Genomic DNA, 20,767 nt, shown 5'->3' on the forward strand with positions numbered 1-20,767 from the left:
AAAGCGCAACCCGATCCGCCGATCGCCCTCCCCCGAAACCGGAGCCGGAGCGGCGTTAGAACGGTCTGGGACATGCCATGCGTTGGCGAATGGATCGGCGCACTCCTGCGGGCTTGGCCCCTCGAGGAGACGGTCACTTGTGGACCAAAGGCCGTTGACGGTTCGGCGGCATTGACTGAAAGACATTCATGTAATCTGATATATAGGAATCAAAATTAGGGGCTGGCCATGAATGTCTGGGCATTTCTGACAAGTGCGGTGATCACTGCGATCTCGACAGGGGCCGCGCTTGCGCAGGGTCAGGGGCCGTGGAGCGGAAGCTATGTCGGCTTGTCGGGAGGCATCGCAAGCGTCGACAATAAGATCACCCAGGTCGAGGGCACCGAATTCGAGAAGCCATCCTACTCGAATACGGGCCGCGGCTTCTTCGGCGGCATCTTCTTCGGTCACAACATCCAGTGGGGCTCGGTGGTCGCCGGCGGCGAGGCGGATTTTTCCTTGGCCTCCGTGCGCAAGAAGTCGTTCGAGAAGGCGGATCCGGACGACGGCATGAGCTCCAGGCTTGACGCCTTCTCGACGGTGCGCGGTCGGCTCGGCTATGCGGCGAGTTCATCCTTGCTTATCTACGCAACCGGCGGCTTGGCACTGGGCCAGTTCAACCAGATTGCCGGCGACACCGATCTGTCCCCCTCGGGCAACAAGAAGTGGGACAAGGTGGACACGTCCGGTATGCGCGACCACTGGAAGGTCGGCTGGGCGGCCGGCGGCGGCGTCGAAATGATGATGCTCGGCAATTGGACTGTGCGCGGCGAATATCTTCACGCGGATTTCGGCACTGCACTGTCGGGCAACGACTATAATCTGAAGGACAAGTACTCCAATTCCGGTCATTTCGGCCGCGTGGCGGTCGGCTATAAATTCTAGTGGTTTGATTCTGGCGGATGCTTGCCATCCGTCTCGTGAATCCGAGCACTCACTCTTTGATTGCGTGGCCAAAGTCCGGCATTGACGGTCCCCCCAATGCCGGACGATATCGGTCACGCGATCCAGGCATTGGCAGGTTCGATCGAGAGCGGCGGGAATCATCCGTCTCGATCTGGGCGCAGGCATGCCGATGCCGATCGGATGCGACATACGATCGGCCTGAAAACCCCGTCCTTCGGATGTCGAGCCTGTCCTGTTCGGATACGAACCGGGCCGGTTTTCAGCGTGACGTCGAAGCCATGTGGCGCCGGCTGAGCAGCACATAGAGGGTCGCGACGGCGACGGTCAGCACCACGAAAACCACGCCGACGACATTGACCACCGGCGACAGGCCGAAGCGCAGGCGCGAGCCGACCTCGGTCACCAGCGTCCAGTCGCCGCCGATCGAGAAAACGGTGGTGTTGTAGTTCTCGAAGGACTGCAGAAAGGCGATGGCCGAGGCGGTGATCGCCGTCGGGCGCAGGTAGGGAAACAGGATCCGCCGCATCACCATGACCTTGGATGCGCCGAGGTCGAGCGCCGCCTCCTCCAGCGTCAGATCGAAGCGTTCGAGCCGGGCCAGGAACATCAGCATGCAGTAGGAGGCGATGAAGCTCGCCTGGGCGACCATGGCCAGGAACAGCCCGCCCGGCACGCTGAAATGGCGCCAGAAGATCAGCGTCGAGAGCCCGATGATCAGTCCCGGCATCAGCACCGGCGAGACCATGATGGCATAGAGCAGCCCGCCGGCGCGCGACTGCAGCCGGTGCAGCACCAAAGCTCCGGCCAGGCCGAACGGGATCGACAGCGCGATCACGCCGAGCGCGATCACGATCGAGTTGAACAGCCCGCGCATCAGGCGTTCGTCGCGGAACAGCGCCGGAAACCAGTCGAGCGTGAAGCCGCGCCACTGGGTCACCGACGGATACGGATAGGCATTGAAGGCCGCCACCGACATCACCACCAGCGGGGCGAACAGATAGACCAGGAACAGCCCGATATAGACATCGAGCACGATGCGGGCGGCGCGTCCTTCGGACCGGGTCATCGCGCGATATCCTTCAGCCGGATGCCGAACACGGTCATGACCAGGAACACGAAGACCATGCAGGCGGCCAGCAGCGAGAAGGCGTAGGCCGCGCCGATGTTCCAGTTGTTGGCTTCGAAGAACTGCCGGTAGACGAGTTGGCTGAACCAGTCGCCGCCTTGCCCGCGCGTCATGATCTGCGGCACCGAATAGGAGCCGGCCGACAGCATGAAGGTCATGATGCAGCCGACCGCGATCCCGGGCTTGGCATGCGGGATGATCACGCGGGCATGGATGCGCGGTACCGAGGCGCCGAGGTCGCGTGCCGCCTCGATCTGGTTGCGATCGAGCGTTTCCAGCGTGTTGTAGATCGGGAAGACCATGAACAGGACGTAGGTATAGACCATCGCCATGAACACCGCCGCCGGGCTTTCCAGGAACGGAATCCAGCGCCGGGCCGCCAGGTCGGTGATGCCGAACCACTCCAGGACGCCGTTGATGACGCCCTGGTAGTCGAGGATCATCAGCCAGGCATAGATGCGCAGAAGCTCATTCAGCGCGTAGGGAATGACCAGGGCCAGCAGCAGCAGCGTCGCGCGCAGGCCCGACGAGGCGAGCGCCGCCATATAGGCGACCGGATAGCACACGACCAGCGCCAGCAGCGTGACCATCACGGCATAGAAGATAGTCTTCATGAAGATCTGCAGATGGATGTCGGTCATCCGCGTATAGTTCTGAAGGCCGTAGACCTTGTCGGGCTGCTTCTCTTTCAGCTCCAGTTCGGCGATCTTCTGGGTAAGCCCCTGGATCTTGACATCGAGTGCCAGGCGCGCCTCGGCGTCCTTGCTGTGCTCGTAGTCGTATTTGGCGGTGGACAATTCGTTATAGGTGCGGTCGATCTCGACGGTCAGGTCGACGGTGCCGCGTTCGAGCGACCACAATGACTGGTCGAGCATGGTCGCCTGCGGGGCGATCACCATGCCGAGGGTCCAGATCGCCACCAGGAGGAGGAGGATCGTTGTGATCCCGGCGCCGTAGGCGTCGACGAGCTTACGCATCGGACGCCTCCGCCGGGAACACGACCGCGTCGTCGGCATCGAAGCCGATGGCATGGACCGAGGCGAGCCAGTGCGAACGGATGCCGAGATTGGGCGCCTGCGCCACCATGGTGCCGCCGTCCATGGCGAATTCGTGGGTGACGACGGGCCCTTCCAGCACGCGGTTGGTCAGATGCGCCTCGAAGCGGTTGGCGGTCTCGCGGTCGCCGACCAGGCCGACCCGCTCGGGCCGGACCATCGCGATGGCTGCGGCGCCGACCGAAACCGGCTGGGCGGCGCGTCCCCGAATCCGGCCGATCGGCGTGTCGACCGCCGCATAGCCGTCCGCCGTCTCGGCGACCCGGCCGCGATAGCTGTTCTGCTCGCCGACGAAGCCGGCCACGAAGGGCGTCGCCGGAAGCGCATAGAGCCGGTCGGGGGTGTCGACCTGTTCGATCCGGCCGGCATTCATCACCGCGATCCGATCCGACATGGCGAGCGCCTCGGATTGGTCGTGGGTGATGTAAATGAAGGTGACGCCCGTGCGGCGCTGGATCGTCTTCAATTCCGCCCGCATGTGCTGGCGCAGCTTCAGGTCGAGCGCCGAGAGCGGCTCGTCGAGCAGCAGCACGGCGGGCTCGACCGCCAGGGCCCGGGCCACCGCGACGCGCTGGCGCTGGCCGCCGGACAATTGCCCCGGCATGCGGTCGCCCATGCCGGACAGCGCGACCAGATCGAGCAGTTCGTCCGCCCGCCGCCGCCGCTCCTTGCGGCCGACACCGCGCGCCTCGAGCCCGAAGGCGACATTCTCGGCGACCGTCATCAGCGGGAACAGCGCCAGATTCTGGAAGATCAGCGCGGTCGGCCGCTCGTTGGGGCCGAGATCCGTCATGTCGGTGCCGCCGATCAGGACGCGGCCCGCCGTCGGCGACAGGAAGCCGGAGATCACGCGCAGCAGCGTGGTCTTGCCGCAGCCCGAAGGACCGAGAATCGAGAAGAATTCGCCGGCCTTGACCTCCAGGTGGTTCGGCGCCACGGCCGTGAAGGTGTCGAAGGTGACCGACACGGCCTTGAGGTGAACGTCCCTGCCATGCGTTGCCATGAGCCCCCCGAGCGCCCCGGTGGGCGCACCGCCCGATCCGGCTGAAACCGTCGATCGTACCCGACCCGCGCCATGCCCGCGCGCGGAGACCCGATGGCCGATCGTCTTGAATTCCGAGCCCTGACGAAAGACGGGCCGGACACTGCCGGCCCTCCGCCCCCTCCTCGGGAACGGAGACCCGGGTCGGACGCGAATCCGACCCAGGCCGTCCGGCACCGTCAGCCCCCGGCCCGGTCAGGCGTTGGTGAGCTTCTCGACATACTCGCCGCGCAGCTTGCTGAAGAACGGCGTCATGATCGGCCACCACCAGAGATTGTCGATGGTGCCCGGCGCATAGGCCATCTCGAAAGCCGCCTTGGCCTCGTCGCTCAGATACTTCTCGGCCCCGACCGCGCAGGAATTGTAGCCGGTGGTGTTGGCGAAGACGCCGCCGGTCTCGGGCGTGAAGATGTAGTTCATGAAAGCATAGGCCTGATCGACATTGGCGGCGCCGGCCGGCATAGCGATGGTGTCGGTCCAGGCGAGGCCACCCTCCTTGGGCATGCCGTACTTCCACTTCTTGTTGGTCTTCCGGTTCAGGAGGATGCCGGTCGTATCCCAGGTCTGGCCGATCACGCAGCCGGCGTCGGTGAAGGCGGCCGTCGCCTCGGTCGCATTGTTCCAGTAGGCGCCGAAATTCTTCTTCTTGGAAACCGCGAACTTCAGGCACGCCTCGAAGATCCGGCGCGAATCGTCCTCGGACTTGTACATGTCCAGGGCGCGGTTGGTCTTCAGCTGGCCAGTGGCGTCCAGATAGATCGCGATCGAGGTGAAGATCGACTTCTGGCGCAGCGCCACCTTCTTGTCGAGGCCGTCGGCCCAGAGGTCGCCGTAGGAGAGTTCGCCGGACTTCTTCGCGAGGATCGAGCTGTCATAGGTGATCGCTTCGGTACCCCAGTCGAACGGCACCAGATAGCGCTTGCCGCGATTGGTCGCGCCGAGCGTGATCGAGTTGCGGTAGATCGACGGCACCACCGCCGCGACGTTGAACTTCTTTTCGTCGATCTCGGCGAGCAGATTGTCCTTGTAGTAGTTCGGACCGGTATCGACCGAAGGCGTCACGATGTCGAAGCCCTTGGCGCCGGCGGCACGCAGCTTGTTCTCGGCCTCTTCGTTCGATCCGAAGGTCGAGAGATTGACCTTGATGCCGGTCTTCTTCTCGAAATCCGCCAGGATGGTGTTCTTGTCGAAATAGTCACCCCAGGCGAAGACGTTGACCGAGCCGGACGTGGCGAGCGCATCGTGCGCGCGCAGGATGGCCGGCAAAGCCACGGCGGCAGCCCCGGTCTTGAGCAGGGAACGACGGTTGATCATGATAGTCCTCCAAGGCCTTCCCGGTCCGATCGCTTGGGCGACCGCCCGAGTGCTCCTCCCCGCAAGCGCCCTTGCGTCCGGATGGACGGAAGCGGGCGCTCTCTCTTTGGTTCCGGAGCATCCAAAACGCGATCGGGTGATTCTGCCCGATCGGAGGATGCTCTAGTGGTCGACGCTGAAATGCCGATGACACCGGAACGACGATAGGATCGAGTCCCGATGCTGGGCAAGCGATCGCACGGAGCAATCCGCGCAAACCGAGGACAAGTGACACCGATGCGCAATGTCGTCTTCATCACGGCCGACCAGTGGCGTGCCGATTGCGTCGGCGCGGCAGGCCATCCGGTCGTCCGGACGCCGAACATCGACCGCCTGGCCGCCGAGGGCGTCCGCTTCGCTCGCCACTTCACGCAGGCCGCGCCCTGCGCCCCGGCGCGGGCCTGCCTCTATACCGGCCTCTACCAGATGACCAACCGGGTGGTGCGCAACGGCACGCCGCTCGACGCCCGGCACCTGACCCTCGCCCAGGCGGTGCGCGGGCTCGGCTACGACCCGACGCTGTTCGGCTATACCGATACCGGCCTCGACCCGCGCTCGACCGTGCCCGAGGATCCCTGGCTCAAGACCTACGAAGGCATCCTGCCGGGCATGACGGTCCGGACCTTTCTGCCCGAATATCCCGGCCCCTGGCTGTCCTGGCTCGCCGCCCGCGGCGTCGACGTTCCGGGTTCCTGGCAGAATGTCTACATGCCCGCCGACGGCGAACCGGCCCTGTGGGGAAAGCCGCCGCGCTACGGTGCCGACGAGACGCAGACCGCCTTTCTGGTCGGCGAGTTCGAGCGCTGGGTCTCAGAACAGCGCGCGCCGTGGTTCTGCCATCTCTCCTTCCTGATGCCGCATCCGCCCTTCGTGGTGCCCGAGCCCTACTGCTCGATGTACGATCCGGCCTCCGGACCCGCCTTCGCCCGCGCCGCCCATTTCGAGGTCGAGGCGCAGAAGCATCCCTATCTGCGCTACGCCCAGGAGGCCCTGCGCAAGCACGAGCGCATCTACGGCCCGCCGGGTCCGACCACCGACGGCTCGGAGGCCGACGCCCGCCAGGTGCGCGCGACCTATTGGGGCATGGTCAGCGAGGTCGATGCCCAGATCGGCCGCATCCGGTCGATCCTGGAGAAGGCCGGCCAGTGGGACGACACGCTCTTCATCGTCACCTCCGACCACGCCGAACAGCTCGGCGACCATCACCTGTGGGGCAAGCTCGGCTTCTACGACCAGAGCTATGCGGTGCCGCTGATCATCCGCGATCCGGGCCGCCGCGCTAGCGCCGGCCGCGTGGTCGAGGACTTCACCGAGGCGGTCGACCTGATGCCGACCATCGTCGACCTCCTCGGCGGCGCGGTCCCGAACCATCTCGACGGCCGCCCGCTGACCGCCTATCTCGACGGCGGCGCTCCCGCCGACCCCCGTCGCGAGGTGCATTGGGAGTTCGATTTCCGCGACGGCGCCGACCGACGCCCGTCGAAGCATCTCGGCATCGGCTTCGACGACTGCGCCCTGGCGGTGATCCGCGACGAGCGCTTCAAATATGTCCACTTCGCCGGCTTGCCGCCGCTTCTGTTCGACATCGCCGCCGACCCGGCCGAGCTGGTCAATCTGGCCGAGGATCCGGCCTACCAGACGGTCCGCATCGCCTATGCCGAACGCATGCTGGCCTGGCGCGCCCGCCACCTCGACCGCCGCCTGAGCGGCATCGAACTGACGGACGCCGGACCGGTCGACGGACGGGCGGGATAGGTCAGCGCTTGGATTGCGAGGGCTTGAGGGGCGGCGTAAAGACCGGCCCCTCATCAATCATTCGCTTCTGCAGGGCCGTTGGCGTCTTGTTCTTGTCACTGCGGCGTTGTGCGAAAAACCGCCTTGCAAGATCGCGAACGGCCTCCGACGGCTGGCCTCGTTCTTCATGCGTCGTAGTTTGCTCTCGCGTGCGAGATTTCAGCATCTCTGTCGCTCCGGGTCCACGCAACCTCTGAGACGCGAGACGGAGCAGAGGGCGAATCTTCAACAAAAAGTTGGGTGTAATCGTACTCTTCTTTACCGCTGCGCGCAGCTCTGCTGCAAGCCGCGGATCATAGGCTTCGAGACGGCCGTCATGGAGAATCGCAGAAATCTTCCGCCTGTAGTGAAGAAGACTGCTTTGAAGCTGCGCCTTAGAGGAGCTTTTGTCCACTGAAGACGACGACCTCCCAACAGGTTGACCAAGTCGGGCTGCTTCACTCCTTGTCTCTCGACCGGATCTAATCGACATGGCCGACCAATTCCCTCAACTCAAACAATGCGCCGTCGCCATCTTCCTCGTAGATTGCGCGCTCAACGCGAAATCTAGCACCAGGCGCAAAGAGAACCTCGTTCTCTCCGGGCATGGAAGTGTAATATTCAATCAGTCTGCCGGATAAACCGTAAACAATGAGTTGCGTGTTGCCCTTGAAGCCATCGATGGCCGCCAAGGTTGTGGTCGTACTCGTGAAGCCATAAAGCGTAACTTCAGGTCGCGCAAACAGCTGCCGTCGCTCTTCCAACCGCATATTCATGCCGCGATAGGTAACCCCCGAATAGGGCGGCAGCTTGCTCAATGCGGATGACAAGCAATTGGCGACGATTTGAATATGGCCAGGGCAGCGACCGGATCGCAGCGCGCGGTTGATTTCGAGATGGTAGCCCTCCGTCGTCGTATAGACGTAAATGGCGAGCCGTTCCCACGTCGACAAGTCACCGATACCATCCTTGATATCCGGCCGATCGAGTAATTCCTGGCAGCGCTCACTGCCCAGGAGACGATTGAAGGCATGCTGAAACATTGAGCAGAACGAATCAACTTTGTAGGAGACTGTAACAATTTACCACTTCGACTTGCTTTCACAAGAATGATGCGAGATCGCGGAGCCGATATGCGACGGCGCCAAGACGGTTTTCGGGCGATCGGTCTCCCGCTATGGTGCCGCCGGATCAGGAGTATTCCCGGATGAAATACACCCGCCTCGGCCGGACCGGCCTGGAAGTCTCGCGCATCTGTCTCGGCTGCATGACCTATGGCGATCCGACCTGGCGCGGCTGGAATTGGGTCCTGACCGAGGAGCAGGCGCGTCCGTTCATCGTCAAGGCGCTGGAACTCGGCATCACCATGTTCGACACCGCCGACTATTACAGCGGCGGCGAGAGCGAGCGCATCGTCGGGCGGGCGCTGAAGGACTATGCCAGGCGCGAGGACGTGGTCATCGCCACCAAGGTCTGCCTGCCGATGAACGACCGGCCGAACGGCAAGGGCCTGTCGCGCAAGCACATCATGGAGGGGATCGACGCCAGCCTGAAGCGGCTCGGCACCGACTATGTCGACCTCTACCAGATCCACCGCTTCGACTATGCGACCCCGATCGAGGAAACGCTCGACGCGCTCAACGACGTGGTCAAGGCCGGCAAGGCGCTCTATCTCGGCGCCTCGTCGATGTGGGCGCGCCAGTTCGCCCGCATGGTCATGACCCAGCGCGCCAAGGGCTGGGCCGAATTCGTCTCGATGCAGAATTTCTACAACCTCGCCTATCGCGAAGAGGAGCGCGAGATGATCCCCTTCTGCCAGGAGGAGGGCATCGGGCTGATCCCGTGGTCGCCGCTCGCGCGCGGCTTCCTGGCCGGCAACAGGCCGAAGGACGGCGAGGCCTCGACCCGCGCCAAGGTCGACACGCTGGCGCAGGGCTATTTCGGCACCGAGCAGGACTACCGGGTCAAGGACCGCCTCGACGAGACCGCCGCGAAGCTCGGCCTGAAGCCGACCGTTCTGGCGCTGGCCTGGGTGCTGGCGCGCGACGGCCTGACCGCGCCGATCGTCGGCGCCTCCAAGCCCTATCATCTCGACGACGCCGTCGCCGCGCTCGACGTGACGCTCGACGCGGAGACCATCGCGGCCCTGGAGGAGCCCTACGCGCCGCGCCCCGTGCAGGGTCATCAGTGACCGTGCCGGCTGCGGGTCCGCTCTCCCTCGAAAGCCGCCGTATCGAAGCCCTGCTGGTCGATCTCGACGGCACGCTGACCGACCCGTTCGACGGCATCACGCGCTCGCTGCGCGAGGCCGCCGCGGCGATCGGCCGGCCGGTGCCGGCGTCGGACGATCTCTCATGGGCGATCGGCCCGCCGCTGTTCGAGAATATCCGCCGCGTCGCACCGGATGCCGACGAGGCGACCGTGACGGCCGGCGTCGCCGCCTATCGGGCGCGCTACGGCGCGGTCGGCAAGTTCGAGAACGTCGTTTATCCGGGCATCCCGGAGGCGCTCGCGGCGCTCAATGCGGCCGGGCTGACGCTGCATCTCGCCACCTCGAAGCTGGAAGCCCACGCCATCGAGATCCTGGAGCATTTCGGGCTCGCCGGCTTCTTCGCCTCGGCCTACGGCTCGCAACTCGACGGCTCGCGCGCCAACAAGGCCGAGCTGATCGCCCATATCCTGTCCGATCGGGGCCTGTCCGCCGACCGGCTCGCCATGGTCGGCGACCGCAAGCACGACTGCCTCGGCGCCGCCGCCCACGGCATTCCGACCATCGGGGTCGAATGGGGCTATGGCGGCCGCGCGGAATTGACCGCCGCCGGCGCCGCCGCGATCGTGGCGACGCCGGCGGCGTGGGTCGCGCTCGCCCGGTCGGCGGCGGGCCTCTGACGGCGGCGCGAGGGGGAGCGGGATGACGGTTCGGACGATACGGGCGACGGTGTCGGGCCGGGTACAGGGCGTCGGCTATCGCGAATGGACCCGCCGCAATGCCGGCGCGGCAGGCTTGGCCGGCTGGGTGCGCAACCGGCGCGAAGGGACGGTCGAAGCCGTCCTGTCCGGACCCGACGCGGCGGTCGCCGGATTGATCGAGCGGCTCCGGCGTGGACCGCGCAGCGCCGAGGTGACCGGTGTCGCGATCGAGGAGATCGCGGCACCGGAAGGACTTCCGGCGGAATTCGAGATCCGCCCGACGGTCTGAGGGGCGAACCCTACAATTCCGCACCGATCTGAGGTCGCCCCGGGCATCGGGGCGGCGTGCCGACCGCCCGTCTTCCGGACGGATCGCCGCCGCGCCGTTCGATCCGGGCGGAGCGGCCCGGCCCTCAGCCCTTGTCGGCCGCCTTGACCAGCGGGCACTTGCTGTCGGACAGCGGCCAGACGGTCTCCTCCGGCGGGATCTTGCGGACGATCTCCAAGTAGTCCCAGGGATATTTCGAGGCCGCCGGCGCCTTGACCCGGGCCAGATACATGGTCCGCGTCACCCGGCCATCCGGCCGGATGCGGGCATCCTGCGAGAAGAGATCGTCGACCGGGATCTCGCGCATCGCGGCCGCGACCTTGTCGGCATCGTCGGTGCCGGCCTTGGCGACGGCCTTCAGATAGTGCCGCACCGCGCCGTAGACGCCGGCATGAAGCATCGAGGGCATCATGCCGGTCCGCGCCATGAAGCCCTTCGACCAGGCGCGGGTCTCGTCGTTCAGATCCCAATAGGAGGCCGTGGTCAGATAGGTGCCCTGCGCGGCGGCGAGGCCGAGGCCGTGGATGTCCTGCAGGAACAGGATCAGCGCCGCCAGGCTCTGGCCGCCTTGGACGAGGCCGAAATCGTTGGCCTGCTTCATGGCCGTGACCGTGTCGTTGCCGGCGTTGGCGAGGCCGACCACCTTGGCGCCGGACGCCTGCGCCTGCAGCAGATAGGACGAGAAATCGGCTGTGTTGAGCGGGTGACGCACCGCCCCCTTGACCGATCCGCCGCCCGCCGTGACGACGGCGGTTGCGTCGGCCTGCAGCTGGTGGCCGAAGGCATAATCCGAGGCGAGGAAGAACCAGGACGTGCCGCCGGCCTTGACCACGGCGGAGGCCGTGCCGTGCGAGACCGCATAGGTGTCGTAGGTCCAGTGGAAGCCGTAGGGCGAACAGCGGTCGTTGGTCAGAGCCGTGGTGCCGGCTCCCGAATAGAGCACGATGCGCTTCTTCTCGCGCGCCAGGTCCTGGACGGCGAGCGCGACGCCCGAATTGGGCACGTCGGCGATCGCGTCGACGCCGTCGACATCGAACCAGCGCCGGGCGATGCCGGTGCCGACATCGGCCTTGTGCTGGTGGTCGGCCGAGACGATCTCGATCCGCTTGCCGAGGACCGTGCCGCCGAACTCGGCGACCGCGATCTCGGCGGCGGCGAGCGAGCCCTTGCCGGTGATGTCGGCGGTCACGCCGTTCATATCGGTCAGCACGCCGATCTTGACCACGTCCCCACTCACCTGAGCTTCGGCGGCTGGCGTCATCAGCAGGCCGGCCAGGCCCGCGGCAAATAGTGCCGGCTTCATGACATATCCTCCCATGGTGTTTCTTGGTCGTTCAGGCCCGATCGCCCGGCAGGCCGTCCAGCCATTGGCCGATCAGCCGCACGATCGCATCGGAATTGTCCTCGATCATCATCATGTGGCCGTTGCCGGTGATGCCGCGGTCGGGCAGCCACAGGAACGTGGCGCCGAGATAGGCAGCGGTCGCCGCATCGACGGATCGCGGATGGCGGCGGTCGTGATCGCCGGTGACGATCAGGATCGGCCGGCCGGCAAGGTTGGCGGGATCGGCGATCCGCAAACCGCAGCCGCCGATGTTGAAGCGTTCGTTGAGAACGCGCGCGCTCTCCGGGACAATCGAGCGCAGATAGGCGGCAAATCCGGCCTGCGGGAAGCGCGGGGCATTCGCCCAGTAGGCGGCCGCGAAGGCCTCGTCGAACCAGACCGGCCGGTCCTCGCGCGAGTAGACCGGACAACCGACGCTCTCGTCGTCCTTGAGCGCCAGGACGGCGGCCGGGTCTCCGGGCAGATCGGGCAGGAGGTTGGCCGGCGGCCCCGGCGCGATACCGACGATGGCGGCAACCAGGTCGGGCCGCTTCTCGGCCATCCACCAGCCGATCGGGCCGGCGGCCGAATGGGTCATCAGGACCGCCGGGCCGACCTCCTCGAGCAGGACCAGCAGGGCGCGGGCGATGTCCTCGGTGCCCAGGGCGGCGAAATCGGCCGCCATGGGCGAGCGGCCGTGGCCGGGCCAGTCGGCCACGAACACGTCCCGGCCGCCGGCGGCGAAAAGCGGCGCCCAGCCGGCCCGGCCGTCGGGCGTCGCCATCCAACAGGTGCCCGTATGGCCGCCGCCATGCAGCATCACGAGCGGCAGGCGCCGGGGCGCCGCGGACGGCGGACTGAAGCGGTCGACATAGACCGGGTGGCGCCGGGTGCCGGAATAGAAGCACCGCGCATATGCGCCGCCGACGGCCGCCGGGACCGCCGTCCCCTCTGGAGCGTCGCCCATCATCCCCTCCCCTGCGATCTCTGCGGATCGTTTCTTGTGATCGGGCGGGATGCTAGGATGCGGGTTCCGAAACCGCAAGAGTAATGTCTCATATGAGACTATTATCGATCGCAGATGAGACCAACTCCCCATCCGCCGACCCAGCGCCGGGCAGTCCCGGCATGGCCGGCGTGCTCGGCGGCACTGAGATCGCAATCGCCTACAAGATCGGCTACGTGCTGAACTTCTACCGGGAGCCGTCGTTCCGGCGCATCGAGACGGAGTTCGGCATCACGCGTCCGGAAATCGTGACGCTGATCGTGCTGACCTATCGCGAGGGCGTCACGGCGAGCGACATCTGCGAGTTTTCCGGCCATCTCAAGGCCAATATCAGCCGCGGCATCCTGGCGCTGGAGAAGAAGGGTCTGTTGCGCCGCGAAGCGGATGCGACCGACCGCCGGCGGCAGTTCCTGTTCATGACCGAGGCCGGCCGGGCGCTCTATGCGCGCTACATTCCGATGCTGCGCGAGCGGGAGAAGGCGATGCTCGCCTGCCTGACCGCGGCGGAACGGCGCAGCTTCGAGCGCATCCTGGACAAGCTGGCCGCGCATGTGCCCGACTGGTCGGAGGCCGGCGACCTGTAGCCGGCGCACGGCATTCGATGCCTCGGCGGCCGATGACGCGGTGCGGGACGGACCCGGCCGCAGAAAGCGAAATCGGCCGATCCAGGGGGCGGAACCGGCCGATTTGCTTGATTCACTTCCATCCAACCGATGGTGCCTTGACCGGCTCTTGTTGGGTCCGGGACCGCCGCCGCTGGTGCCCCGTCTCCGCCGTCGGGACGCTCCGTTCAGAGCGCTCCAACCAGAACTGCGCCGACAAATGCGAACGCGGCGCAGATCATGAAGAACTCCATGCTACGGGTCATGGTCATGAGTGGCCTCCGCAGTCGTTCTCCGATGGGAGGACATTAAGGCGTGGCGCGGCCGCAACGAAGCAAAAAAGTTTGTGCGCCGCCGCGCCGCATGGCGAGACCGTGGCGGCGAAGCCAGGGTCCGCCTGATTTGTGCCACAGAGATTGACGCTTAGCTCATGCTGCAGTGCAGCAACGATTCTGGTGGGCCGTGGCCTCACCAGGGCAGTTCGGAGCCGTCGTAGTTGTAGAAGCGTGGGCTGTCCTTGGCGCGCATCTTGTCGATGACCCGGACGATTCCCGCCGCGCTGACATCCGGCGACAGGTCCGCGGTGGTGCCGCCCATGTCGGTCGCGACCCAGCCGGGATGCACCACCGAAACCGCGATCCCCTCCCCGCGCAGATCGGTGGCGAGGCCCTGCATGACCTTGTTGACCGCCGATTTCGAGGTCCGGTAGGCGATCCGGTCGGAGCGGTTGTAGGCGAGCGAACCCATCCGGCTGGACACGGTCAGGATCTTGGCGGCGGCGGACAGGCGCAGGTTCGGCAGGAAGGCCTGCACGACCCGCAGCGGCGAGATGGTGTTGATCTCGAAGGTCCGGAGCCACGCGTCGAAATCGATGTCGAGGGTGGACTGGCGATCCGGGCCGAGCACGCCGGCATTGTTGACCAGGATGTCGATCGGCCGGCCGGTCAGGGCCGTCGCGGCGGCACGAATCGAGGCCGGGTCGGCGACATCCATGCCGATCACCTCGACGGCGAAACCCGGGCTTGCGGCGAGCGCCTTCAGATCGGCCGCCTCGCCCGGCCGGCGGCAGGTCGCATGGATGCGGTCTCCGCGCATGGCGAGACTCCTGACGAGCGCCAGACCGATGCCTCGGTTCGCTCCCGTGATCAGGACCTCAGCCACGCCGTGCCTCCGACACGCCTTCGAGCCGGTACGGCCGTCGGGCCGCCCATGCTTCTCTCGTCTTGACCGGCACCGCGTCCCTCTCCTCCGGCCTATCCGGACGAAAAGGCGCGGCCCTTGGATCGGACTTATAGCGCAAAGCGCCCTCGGCTACCTATGCCGTCGAGGCACCATGTCGGCAGGACATGGACGGCCGCGTAAGCGTGGCCGCGACGACACAGCAGTCTCACCGTAGTCGGTGGATGGCCCCGGTGGAACAGGCCCGCGCCGATTCCCGCCGGCAATTTTCCGGCACCGGTCAGGCGCCGGACAGTTGCCGCTCGAGGAACCGGCCGGCCTCCAGGCAGGCCCGATCGCGACCGAACGGGGCGACGATCTGGACCCCGAGCGGCAAGCCACCGGCCCCGGTCAGGCCCGGCACGTTGAGCGCGGGCGTGCCCATCAGGGTCCACAGGCGGTTGAAGATCGAGGTGCCGGTGGTGGCGAGCCCTTCCGGCGCCGCGCCCGGCGCCGAGGGCGTCAGGATCACGTCGATGTCTGCAAAGAGCTCCCGCAGCGCCAGGCGGGCCTGCCGGGCGGTGCGGCGGGCGCGGTCGTAGTCGGCGGGCGTCAGCATCCGCCCGAGCGTCAGCGCATCGCGCAGGATCGGGCTCAGCGCCGCGGCGTGGTGGTCGTATTCCCAGGCGAGCGCCTGCGCGGCCTGGAAGTCCTGGATCACCTGATGGGCCGAGAAGGCATCGGCAAAGAGGCCGGGCAGGTCGATGTCGACGAGGCTCGCACCGCCGGCTTCCGCCAGCCTTCCGGCGGTCTCGACCGCCTGGCGCATCTCCGCGCTCGCCTCCTCCCAAAGATGCGTGCGGACGAGGCCGATGCGCGGGGCCGACGGCGCGACGGTATCGACGCGCAGGTCGCGACCGGTCAGCGCGGCCAGAAAATAGGCCGCGTCCGCCACGCCGGCGCCGAACACCCCGACCGTGTCGAGCGACCAGGAGAAGCATTTCACCCCGACGGTCGGGATCAGGCGGAACGACGGCTTGAACCCCGCCACCCCGCAGAAGGCGGCCGGACGCACGACCGAACCGCCGGTCTGGGTGCCGAAGGCGAGCGGGATCAGTCCGGCCGCCACCGCCGCCGCCGAGCCCGACGAGGAGCCGCCGGGCGTATGGTCGAGCCGGGCCGGATTGCGCGTCGGCCCGGGCTGCAGATAGGCGAATTCGGTCGTCACCGTCTTGCCGATCACGGCCGCGCCGGCCCGCCGGGCCAGGGCGACGACCGGGGCATCGGCACGCGGCCGGTTGCCGGCATAGAGAGGCGAGCCCATCTCGGTCGCCATGCCGGCGGTATCGATGATGTCCTTGACGCCGAGCGCCAGGCCGGCCAGCGGCCCCGAGACCGCCGCCGCAGCCCGGGCGTCGTCGAATGAGGTCGCCACGAAGGCCGAAAGCATCTCGTCATGGGCTTCGACCGCCGCGATCGAACGCTCGATGGCTTCGGCGGCCGTCGTCCGGCCGTCCTCGACGGCAGCGGCGAGGGCGACGGCGGAGACGGGCGCGGGAAAGCGCGATGCGGACATGACGACATTCTCCTCAAGGCGGCGGACGGAGGCGACGTCTGGCACGGCGGCGGCCGAAGCGCCATCTCCGGGCACCCCCTCCCGCCGCACAAACAGCCAGGCTCCGACCGGCTCCGGCCTTCAGGCGCCCGGAGCCGCGAGCCGGCGGCGCAGGAAGATTTCCGTCGTGCCGGTCACGGCGAGATCGGGGATGGGTCCAACCGCCTCGAAACCGAGCCCTTCGTAGAAGGCGCGCGCGGGCGCGTTCCAGTCGGTGACGCAGAGCCAGAGATTGCTGCCGCCGGCCTTGAGCCCCTCCCCGGCCAGCCAGTCCATCACCGCCCGCCCGATGCCGTGCCCCTGAAAGGCCGGCAGCACGGCGAGAAGCTCCAGATAGGGCCCGCGCATAAAGGGATCGCGCACCGCGACCGCCCCGGCGAGTTCGCCGTCCGCCAGGATCGCGAAGCGAAACGTGGTCGGATCCCGCCGCCGCCAATAGGCCTCCAGCGACGCCGCCGGCCGCCCGACCCGCGCCCAGGGATCGATCGCCGCCAGCGCAAGCCCGAGCGCGGCCTCGTAGCCGTCGACGGGGGCCAGCCGGAGCGGGTCTGACCGGTTGCCGCCGATGTCGTAGCAACCTGCCGCAAAGGCGCCCGTCATCGGTGCGCTCCATGAATCGATTCGGGGCTGCCTCGCTCGGCCGGATGCGACCGACCCGACCCACAATTATTCATTGCACAACCTGAAATATAAGGCATTCTGAATGAATTGTCGGAGGAGCTGTTCATGAGCGTGTTAACCTCCCTTACGCAAGGGCTCCGCAGCCTGTTCGGCGGCAGCGCCGATGCGAAAACACCGGCCGACGACGAGACGCTGACCTCGATGCTCGCGCAGCGGATCACAATCCTGCAATCGCGCCTCGCCGCCGCGAAGTCCAGTTTCGCGGCAACCAAGGCGCCCGCCGACCCCGCTCCGGCGGCTGGCGCCGATGCCGCGAAGGCGAATGCCGCGGCGGCGATGGCGGCCGAGATCGAAGTGCTCGAGGGCCAGCTGAAATCGTCCAAAAGTTGGAACACCGCCAATTTCGTCGAGTTGCGCCTGCTCGACATCATACCTGACGCGTCCGTGCGGCCGAACCTGCAGGCGACCCTCCAGGAAGGCCGTGTCCTTGATGCCGGTCTGCCGGCCGGCCTGCTGGGAACGGCCGAAGCAATCCTGAAGGACGACAGTCCTAACGAAGCCGCCCGGCGGGTCGTTTTGCGCACCATCGTCGAGCATGTGCAGTGGGTCGAGACCAAGAAATATCGGCTGCGAAGATTGACCACCCAGATCGCCAACATGGTATTGCTTTGGGCGATGTTGTCGACATTCGCGTTCAGCATGGCCATTCTCTTGCCGTTGCTCGCCCACACTTTCGATCGGCGCGCGGAATCCGATACCGCAACGATAACGGCCCCCAAACCGGCATCGACGATTCTGGCGTCAGCCGGCTCGCCCCTCCTGTCCCAGGCGACGCCTTCGGCCACAGGAAACCCGGCACCCGTCGGCACGCCGGCGGCCCCGAAGGCCGACATTCCGCTGCTCGAACGCCCCTTCGGACTGATCTGGGCGTTCATGTTCGGCATCATGGGCGCCAATCTCAGCATCCTGTATTTCTTCCGCGACCGCGTCTCGACCATGTCGATCGAGGAGGCTGAGTGGAACGCCCGCGGGTATGTGCCGGCTACGAAATTGCTGATCGGCGGACTCGGCGCGGTGGTGGTCTATTTCTTTCTCCGATCCGAGATCGTCACCGGCTTGATCGCGCCAAAATTTGCCGATCTCGGCTTCTGGGTACAAACGGCCCGCAAGACGTCCGACGGCTTCACGGTACTGCCGGAGCAAATGCTGATTCCAAGTGCAGAATTGGCAAAGCTGGCAGTCTGGTCCCTGATCGCGGGCACCTCCGAAAGCTTCGTCCCCTCGGTCCTGCGCGAAACCGAACAGAAGCTGTCCGCACGCGCGGCGAAGACGGCTCAATAGGCAAGCCGGGCCGCCACCGATCGCCGTGGCAGATCCCCCTAGCGGCTTGCTCAAAAGCTCGTAGCAATGCGGTCAGAAGCGGGAAATCTCAACTCTGTCATCCCCGGGACAAGCCCGGGGATGACAAATGGCGGGGTCGGAGTGCATTTGAACAGCCGGCGAGGCTATGACGCCGGAGCCCGAACACTACCCCATCCGCTCCGGCAGTTGCTCGTCGCGGATCAGGTCGGAGAAGCGGGTATATTCGCCGGCGAAGTGCAGTTCGACGGTGCCGGTCGGGCCGTGGCGCTGCTTGCCGACGATCACCTCGGCGACGCCGCGCATGCGGTTCATGTCGGCCTCCCACTTGAACCAGGCTTCCGAGCCCTTCTCGGCCGGCTCCTTGCTCTTCAGGTAGTATTCCTCGCGGTAGATGAACATGACCACGTCGGCGTCTTGCTCGATCGAGCCGGATTCGCGCAGGTCCGACAGCTGCGGGCGCTTGTCGTCGCGCGATTCGACCTGGCGGGAGAGCTGGGACAGCGCCAGGATCGGCACCGACAGCTCCTTGGCGAGCGCCTTGAGGCCGGTGGTGATCTCGGTGATCTCCTGGACGCGGCCCTCGCCGGTGCGCTTGGAGCCGGTCAGAAGCTGCAGGTAGTCGACGATCAGCACGTCGAGACCGCGCTGCCGCTTCAGACGGCGGGCGCGGGCGGAGAGCTGGGCGATCGAGATGCCGCCGGTCTGGTCCACATAGAGCGGGATCTGCTGCATCATCTGCGAGGCGCCGACCAGCTTCTCGAATTCCATGTCGGTGATGTCGCCGCGCCGGATCTTGTTGGACGGGATCTCCGTCTGCTCCGACATGATGCGGGTGGCGAGCTGCTCGGACGACATTTCGAGCGAGAAGAAGCCGACCACGCCGCCGTCCATGGTCTTGTAGCTGCCGTCCTGCTGCTCCTCGGCACGGAAGGCGGCGGCGATGTTGAAGGCGATGTTGGTGGCGAGCGAGGTCTTGCCCATGGCCGGGCGGGCCGCGAGCACGATCAGGTCGGAATGCTGCAGGCCGCCCATCATGCGGTCGAGGCTGGCGATGCCGGTCGAAATGCCGGACAGCTTGCCCTGCCGCTGGAAGGCGGCCGCCGCCATGTCGATCGAGCCCTTGAGGGCGTCGGCGAAGGAGACGAAGCCGCCATCGTAGCGGCCGGTCTCGGCCAATTCGAACAGCCGCCGTTCGGCATCCTCGATCTGGATTCGCGGCGGCCGGTCGACCGGTGCGTCGTAGGCGACGTTGACCATGTCCTCGCCGATGCGGATCAGGTTCCGGCGCATGGCGAGGTCGCGCACCAGCCGGCCGTAATCCTCGGCATTGATGATCGTGGTCGCGTCGGAGGCCAGCCGCAGCAGATACTGCGTCACCGACAGGTCGGCGATCTGGTGATCGACGGGGAAGAAGGTCTTGACGGTGATCGGCGAGGCGACCTTGCCGGCGCGGATCAGCTGGGTGACGCGCTCGTAGATCTGCCGGTGCGGCTCCAGGAAGAAGTGCAGCGGCTCGAGGAAGTCGGAGACCCGGTAGAAGGTCTCGTTGTTGACCAGGATCGCGCCGAGGAGCTGCCGTTCCGCCTCCGCATTGTGCGGGGCGTGGCGCTCCAGGGTCGGTTCCTGCTCGACGCGGCGGATGGGCAGTTTCATCAGAAGTCCCGGTTCTCTCGGAGCCTTCTTAACGGCTCGTTGACGGCTTTGAAGCGGGCGGCCGCTTATACAGGCCGATCCACAGGTTTATTGCCCGCCGCCATGACGGCGCTTGACCGCCCCGGAGCGTCGGGCACCGGTCGGATCGACCGACCTCCCGGAACCGTCCGTCACCCGATTCGGCCCCGCCCGGCCATGGGACGTCACGATCCGCGCGGATCAAAGCCCCGTCGCTGGCAATCCCGTCGGGGCGACTCCGGTCGGTGAGACTGCGAATCGGGCTTGCGGTTCCCGACCCCGAGCTTACATCTCAATGCATGCGGCAACGGCACACCGACATCCTGCGGCGGATCGCAATCCTGGCGATCACGCTGGTGCTTGCCGTCGCGCCGATGTTGGCCCAGGCGCAGACCGCGCTGGCCGCCTGCCACGAGTTGGCGCTCGCGGCGCCCGCGCCGCTGCACACGACCGCCAGCCCGTCAGGCCATCGGCATCAGGGCCATCAGCACGGCGGGCTTGCCGCTTCCGGGGAACGGCAGGCCTCCGAGGCCGCCGCCCTGCCCGACGGGAGCGCGTCGGCCGCGACGGCGTCATCACATCACGGCAGCACCATCGCCGTGGAGAAGGGCCAGCCGGCATCGCCGGAGCCGGGCCAGGCGCGGCTGATTGCCGGCCTTGCCTGCGTGCTGCACTGCTCGGTGCTGGCCGATGCTCAGCATGTCCTCGGCCCCGCCACGCATGTCCTGGCCCGGACCGCGCCGGTGGTGACCATCGTGCTCGCCTCGCTCGACGCCGAACCGGCCGTGCCGCCGCCCCGTCGCTAGGGATCAAAGAACTGCTGGTTCGCAGTCACGAGTCGGATGGGAACCATTCGGCCCGGTTGAACCACCAGCT

Annotated in this window: 20 protein-coding genes; 8 read left to right on the forward strand and 12 right to left on the reverse strand. The window is 66.5% G+C overall.

From position 1 onward, the window contains the following. Nucleotides 1-228: 228 nt before the first annotated feature. Nucleotides 229-924, forward strand: a complete 696-nt coding sequence (locus KL771_RS11680; RefSeq protein WP_261968730.1) for an outer membrane protein — start codon at nucleotides 229-231, stop codon at nucleotides 922-924. Nucleotides 925-1,204: 280 nt separating this feature from the next. Here KL771_RS11680 and KL771_RS11685 read toward each other — a convergent pair whose 3' ends face one another. From KL771_RS11685 to KL771_RS11700, 4 genes are all read right to left on the reverse strand, one after another. Further along, nucleotides 1,205-2,011, reverse strand: coding sequence for an ABC transporter permease (locus tag KL771_RS11685; RefSeq protein WP_261968731.1), 807 nt, complete (start codon nucleotides 2,009-2,011; stop codon nucleotides 1,205-1,207). Continuing rightward, nucleotides 2,008-3,048: an ABC transporter permease gene (locus KL771_RS11690; protein ID WP_261968732.1), complete on the reverse strand. Its 1,041-nt coding sequence runs from the start codon at nucleotides 3,046-3,048 to the stop codon at nucleotides 2,008-2,010. The genes KL771_RS11685 and KL771_RS11690 overlap by 4 nt, the downstream gene beginning before the upstream one ends. Continuing rightward, complete coding sequence (locus KL771_RS11695; RefSeq protein WP_261968733.1) at nucleotides 3,041-4,129, reverse strand: ABC transporter ATP-binding protein; 1,089 nt, start codon at nucleotides 4,127-4,129, stop codon at nucleotides 3,041-3,043. The genes KL771_RS11690 and KL771_RS11695 overlap by 8 nt, the downstream gene beginning before the upstream one ends. Before the next feature lie 234 nt (nucleotides 4,130-4,363). Continuing rightward, entirely contained in the window at nucleotides 4,364-5,482 is a 1,119-nt protein-coding gene (locus KL771_RS11700) for an extracellular solute-binding protein (RefSeq protein ID WP_261968734.1), read from the reverse strand. A gap of 276 nt (nucleotides 5,483-5,758) precedes the next feature. On the opposite strand from KL771_RS11700, the gene KL771_RS11705 reads away from it, so the two are divergent. Continuing rightward, entirely contained in the window at nucleotides 5,759-7,276 is a 1,518-nt protein-coding gene (locus tag KL771_RS11705) for an alkaline phosphatase family protein (protein ID WP_261968735.1), read from the forward strand. Nucleotide 7,277: 1 nt separating this feature from the next. On the opposite strand, the gene KL771_RS11710 is transcribed toward KL771_RS11705, so the two are convergent. Beyond that, nucleotides 7,278-7,481 carry a hypothetical protein gene (locus tag KL771_RS11710; protein ID WP_261968736.1) on the reverse strand — a complete coding sequence of 68 codons (204 nt, stop codon included), beginning with the start codon at nucleotides 7,479-7,481 and terminating at the stop codon, nucleotides 7,278-7,280. Nucleotides 7,482-7,776: 295 nt separating this feature from the next. Next, entirely contained in the window at nucleotides 7,777-8,337 is a 561-nt protein-coding gene (locus KL771_RS11715) for an ADP-ribosyltransferase (RefSeq protein ID WP_261968737.1), read from the reverse strand. 164 nt (nucleotides 8,338-8,501) lie between these two features. On the opposite strand from KL771_RS11715, the gene KL771_RS11720 reads away from it, so the two are divergent. Genes KL771_RS11720 through KL771_RS11730 form a run of 3 tightly spaced genes read left to right on the forward strand, consistent with a single transcriptional unit; the run spans nucleotide 8,502 to nucleotide 10,493 of the window. Continuing rightward, nucleotides 8,502-9,485: an aldo/keto reductase gene (locus KL771_RS11720; protein ID WP_261968738.1), complete on the forward strand. Its 984-nt coding sequence runs from the start codon at nucleotides 8,502-8,504 to the stop codon at nucleotides 9,483-9,485. 2 nt (nucleotides 9,486-9,487) lie between these two features. Then, nucleotides 9,488-10,183, forward strand: coding sequence for an HAD hydrolase-like protein (locus KL771_RS11725; protein ID WP_261968739.1), 696 nt, complete (start codon nucleotides 9,488-9,490; stop codon nucleotides 10,181-10,183). A 22-nt stretch (nucleotides 10,184-10,205) separates the two neighbouring features. After that, the gene (locus KL771_RS11730; protein ID WP_261968740.1) at nucleotides 10,206-10,493 is read left to right on the forward strand and encodes an acylphosphatase; all 288 of its coding nucleotides are present in this window, start codon (nucleotides 10,206-10,208) and stop codon (nucleotides 10,491-10,493) included. 124 nt (nucleotides 10,494-10,617) lie between these two features. Here KL771_RS11730 and KL771_RS11735 read toward each other — a convergent pair whose 3' ends face one another. Then, complete coding sequence (locus tag KL771_RS11735; protein WP_261968741.1) at nucleotides 10,618-11,835, reverse strand: ABC transporter substrate-binding protein; 1,218 nt, start codon at nucleotides 11,833-11,835, stop codon at nucleotides 10,618-10,620. A 31-nt stretch (nucleotides 11,836-11,866) separates the two neighbouring features. Next, nucleotides 11,867-12,823 (reverse strand): alpha/beta fold hydrolase, encoded by a 957-nt coding sequence (locus KL771_RS11740; RefSeq protein ID WP_261968742.1) that lies wholly within the window; start codon nucleotides 12,821-12,823, stop codon nucleotides 11,867-11,869. A 161-nt stretch (nucleotides 12,824-12,984) separates the two neighbouring features. On the opposite strand from KL771_RS11740, the gene KL771_RS11745 reads away from it, so the two are divergent. Next, complete coding sequence (locus KL771_RS11745) at nucleotides 12,985-13,446, forward strand: MarR family winged helix-turn-helix transcriptional regulator (RefSeq protein ID WP_261968743.1); 462 nt, start codon at nucleotides 12,985-12,987, stop codon at nucleotides 13,444-13,446. A gap of 486 nt (nucleotides 13,447-13,932) precedes the next feature. Here the strand turns inward: KL771_RS11745 and KL771_RS11750 are convergent, their stop codons facing one another. From KL771_RS11750 to KL771_RS11760, 3 genes are all read right to left on the reverse strand, one after another. Then, nucleotides 13,933-14,625 carry an SDR family oxidoreductase gene (locus KL771_RS11750; protein ID WP_261968744.1) on the reverse strand — a complete coding sequence of 231 codons (693 nt, stop codon included), beginning with the start codon at nucleotides 14,623-14,625 and terminating at the stop codon, nucleotides 13,933-13,935. Nucleotides 14,626-14,923: 298 nt separating this feature from the next. Further along, nucleotides 14,924-16,198 (reverse strand): amidase, encoded by a 1,275-nt coding sequence (locus KL771_RS11755; protein WP_261968745.1) that lies wholly within the window; start codon nucleotides 16,196-16,198, stop codon nucleotides 14,924-14,926. 120 nt (nucleotides 16,199-16,318) lie between these two features. Beyond that, nucleotides 16,319-16,837 carry a GNAT family N-acetyltransferase gene (locus KL771_RS11760; protein ID WP_261968746.1) on the reverse strand — a complete coding sequence of 173 codons (519 nt, stop codon included), beginning with the start codon at nucleotides 16,835-16,837 and terminating at the stop codon, nucleotides 16,319-16,321. Nucleotides 16,838-16,963: 126 nt separating this feature from the next. On the opposite strand from KL771_RS11760, the gene KL771_RS11765 reads away from it, so the two are divergent. Next, entirely contained in the window at nucleotides 16,964-18,199 is a 1,236-nt protein-coding gene (locus KL771_RS11765) for a hypothetical protein (protein ID WP_261968747.1), read from the forward strand. A gap of 186 nt (nucleotides 18,200-18,385) precedes the next feature. Here KL771_RS11765 and KL771_RS11770 read toward each other — a convergent pair whose 3' ends face one another. Continuing rightward, complete coding sequence (locus tag KL771_RS11770) at nucleotides 18,386-19,873, reverse strand: replicative DNA helicase (RefSeq protein WP_261968748.1); 1,488 nt, start codon at nucleotides 19,871-19,873, stop codon at nucleotides 18,386-18,388. Between the two features lie 317 nt (nucleotides 19,874-20,190). Here KL771_RS11770 and KL771_RS11775 point away from each other — a divergent pair, with 317 nt between their 5' ends. Further along, nucleotides 20,191-20,697: a hypothetical protein gene (locus KL771_RS11775; RefSeq protein ID WP_261968749.1), complete on the forward strand. Its 507-nt coding sequence runs from the start codon at nucleotides 20,191-20,193 to the stop codon at nucleotides 20,695-20,697. Nucleotides 20,698-20,767 lie beyond the last annotated feature (70 nt).

Source organism: Prosthecodimorpha staleyi, from assembly GCF_018729455.1.
Classification (GTDB): domain Bacteria; phylum Pseudomonadota; class Alphaproteobacteria; order Rhizobiales; family Ancalomicrobiaceae; genus Prosthecodimorpha; species Prosthecodimorpha staleyi.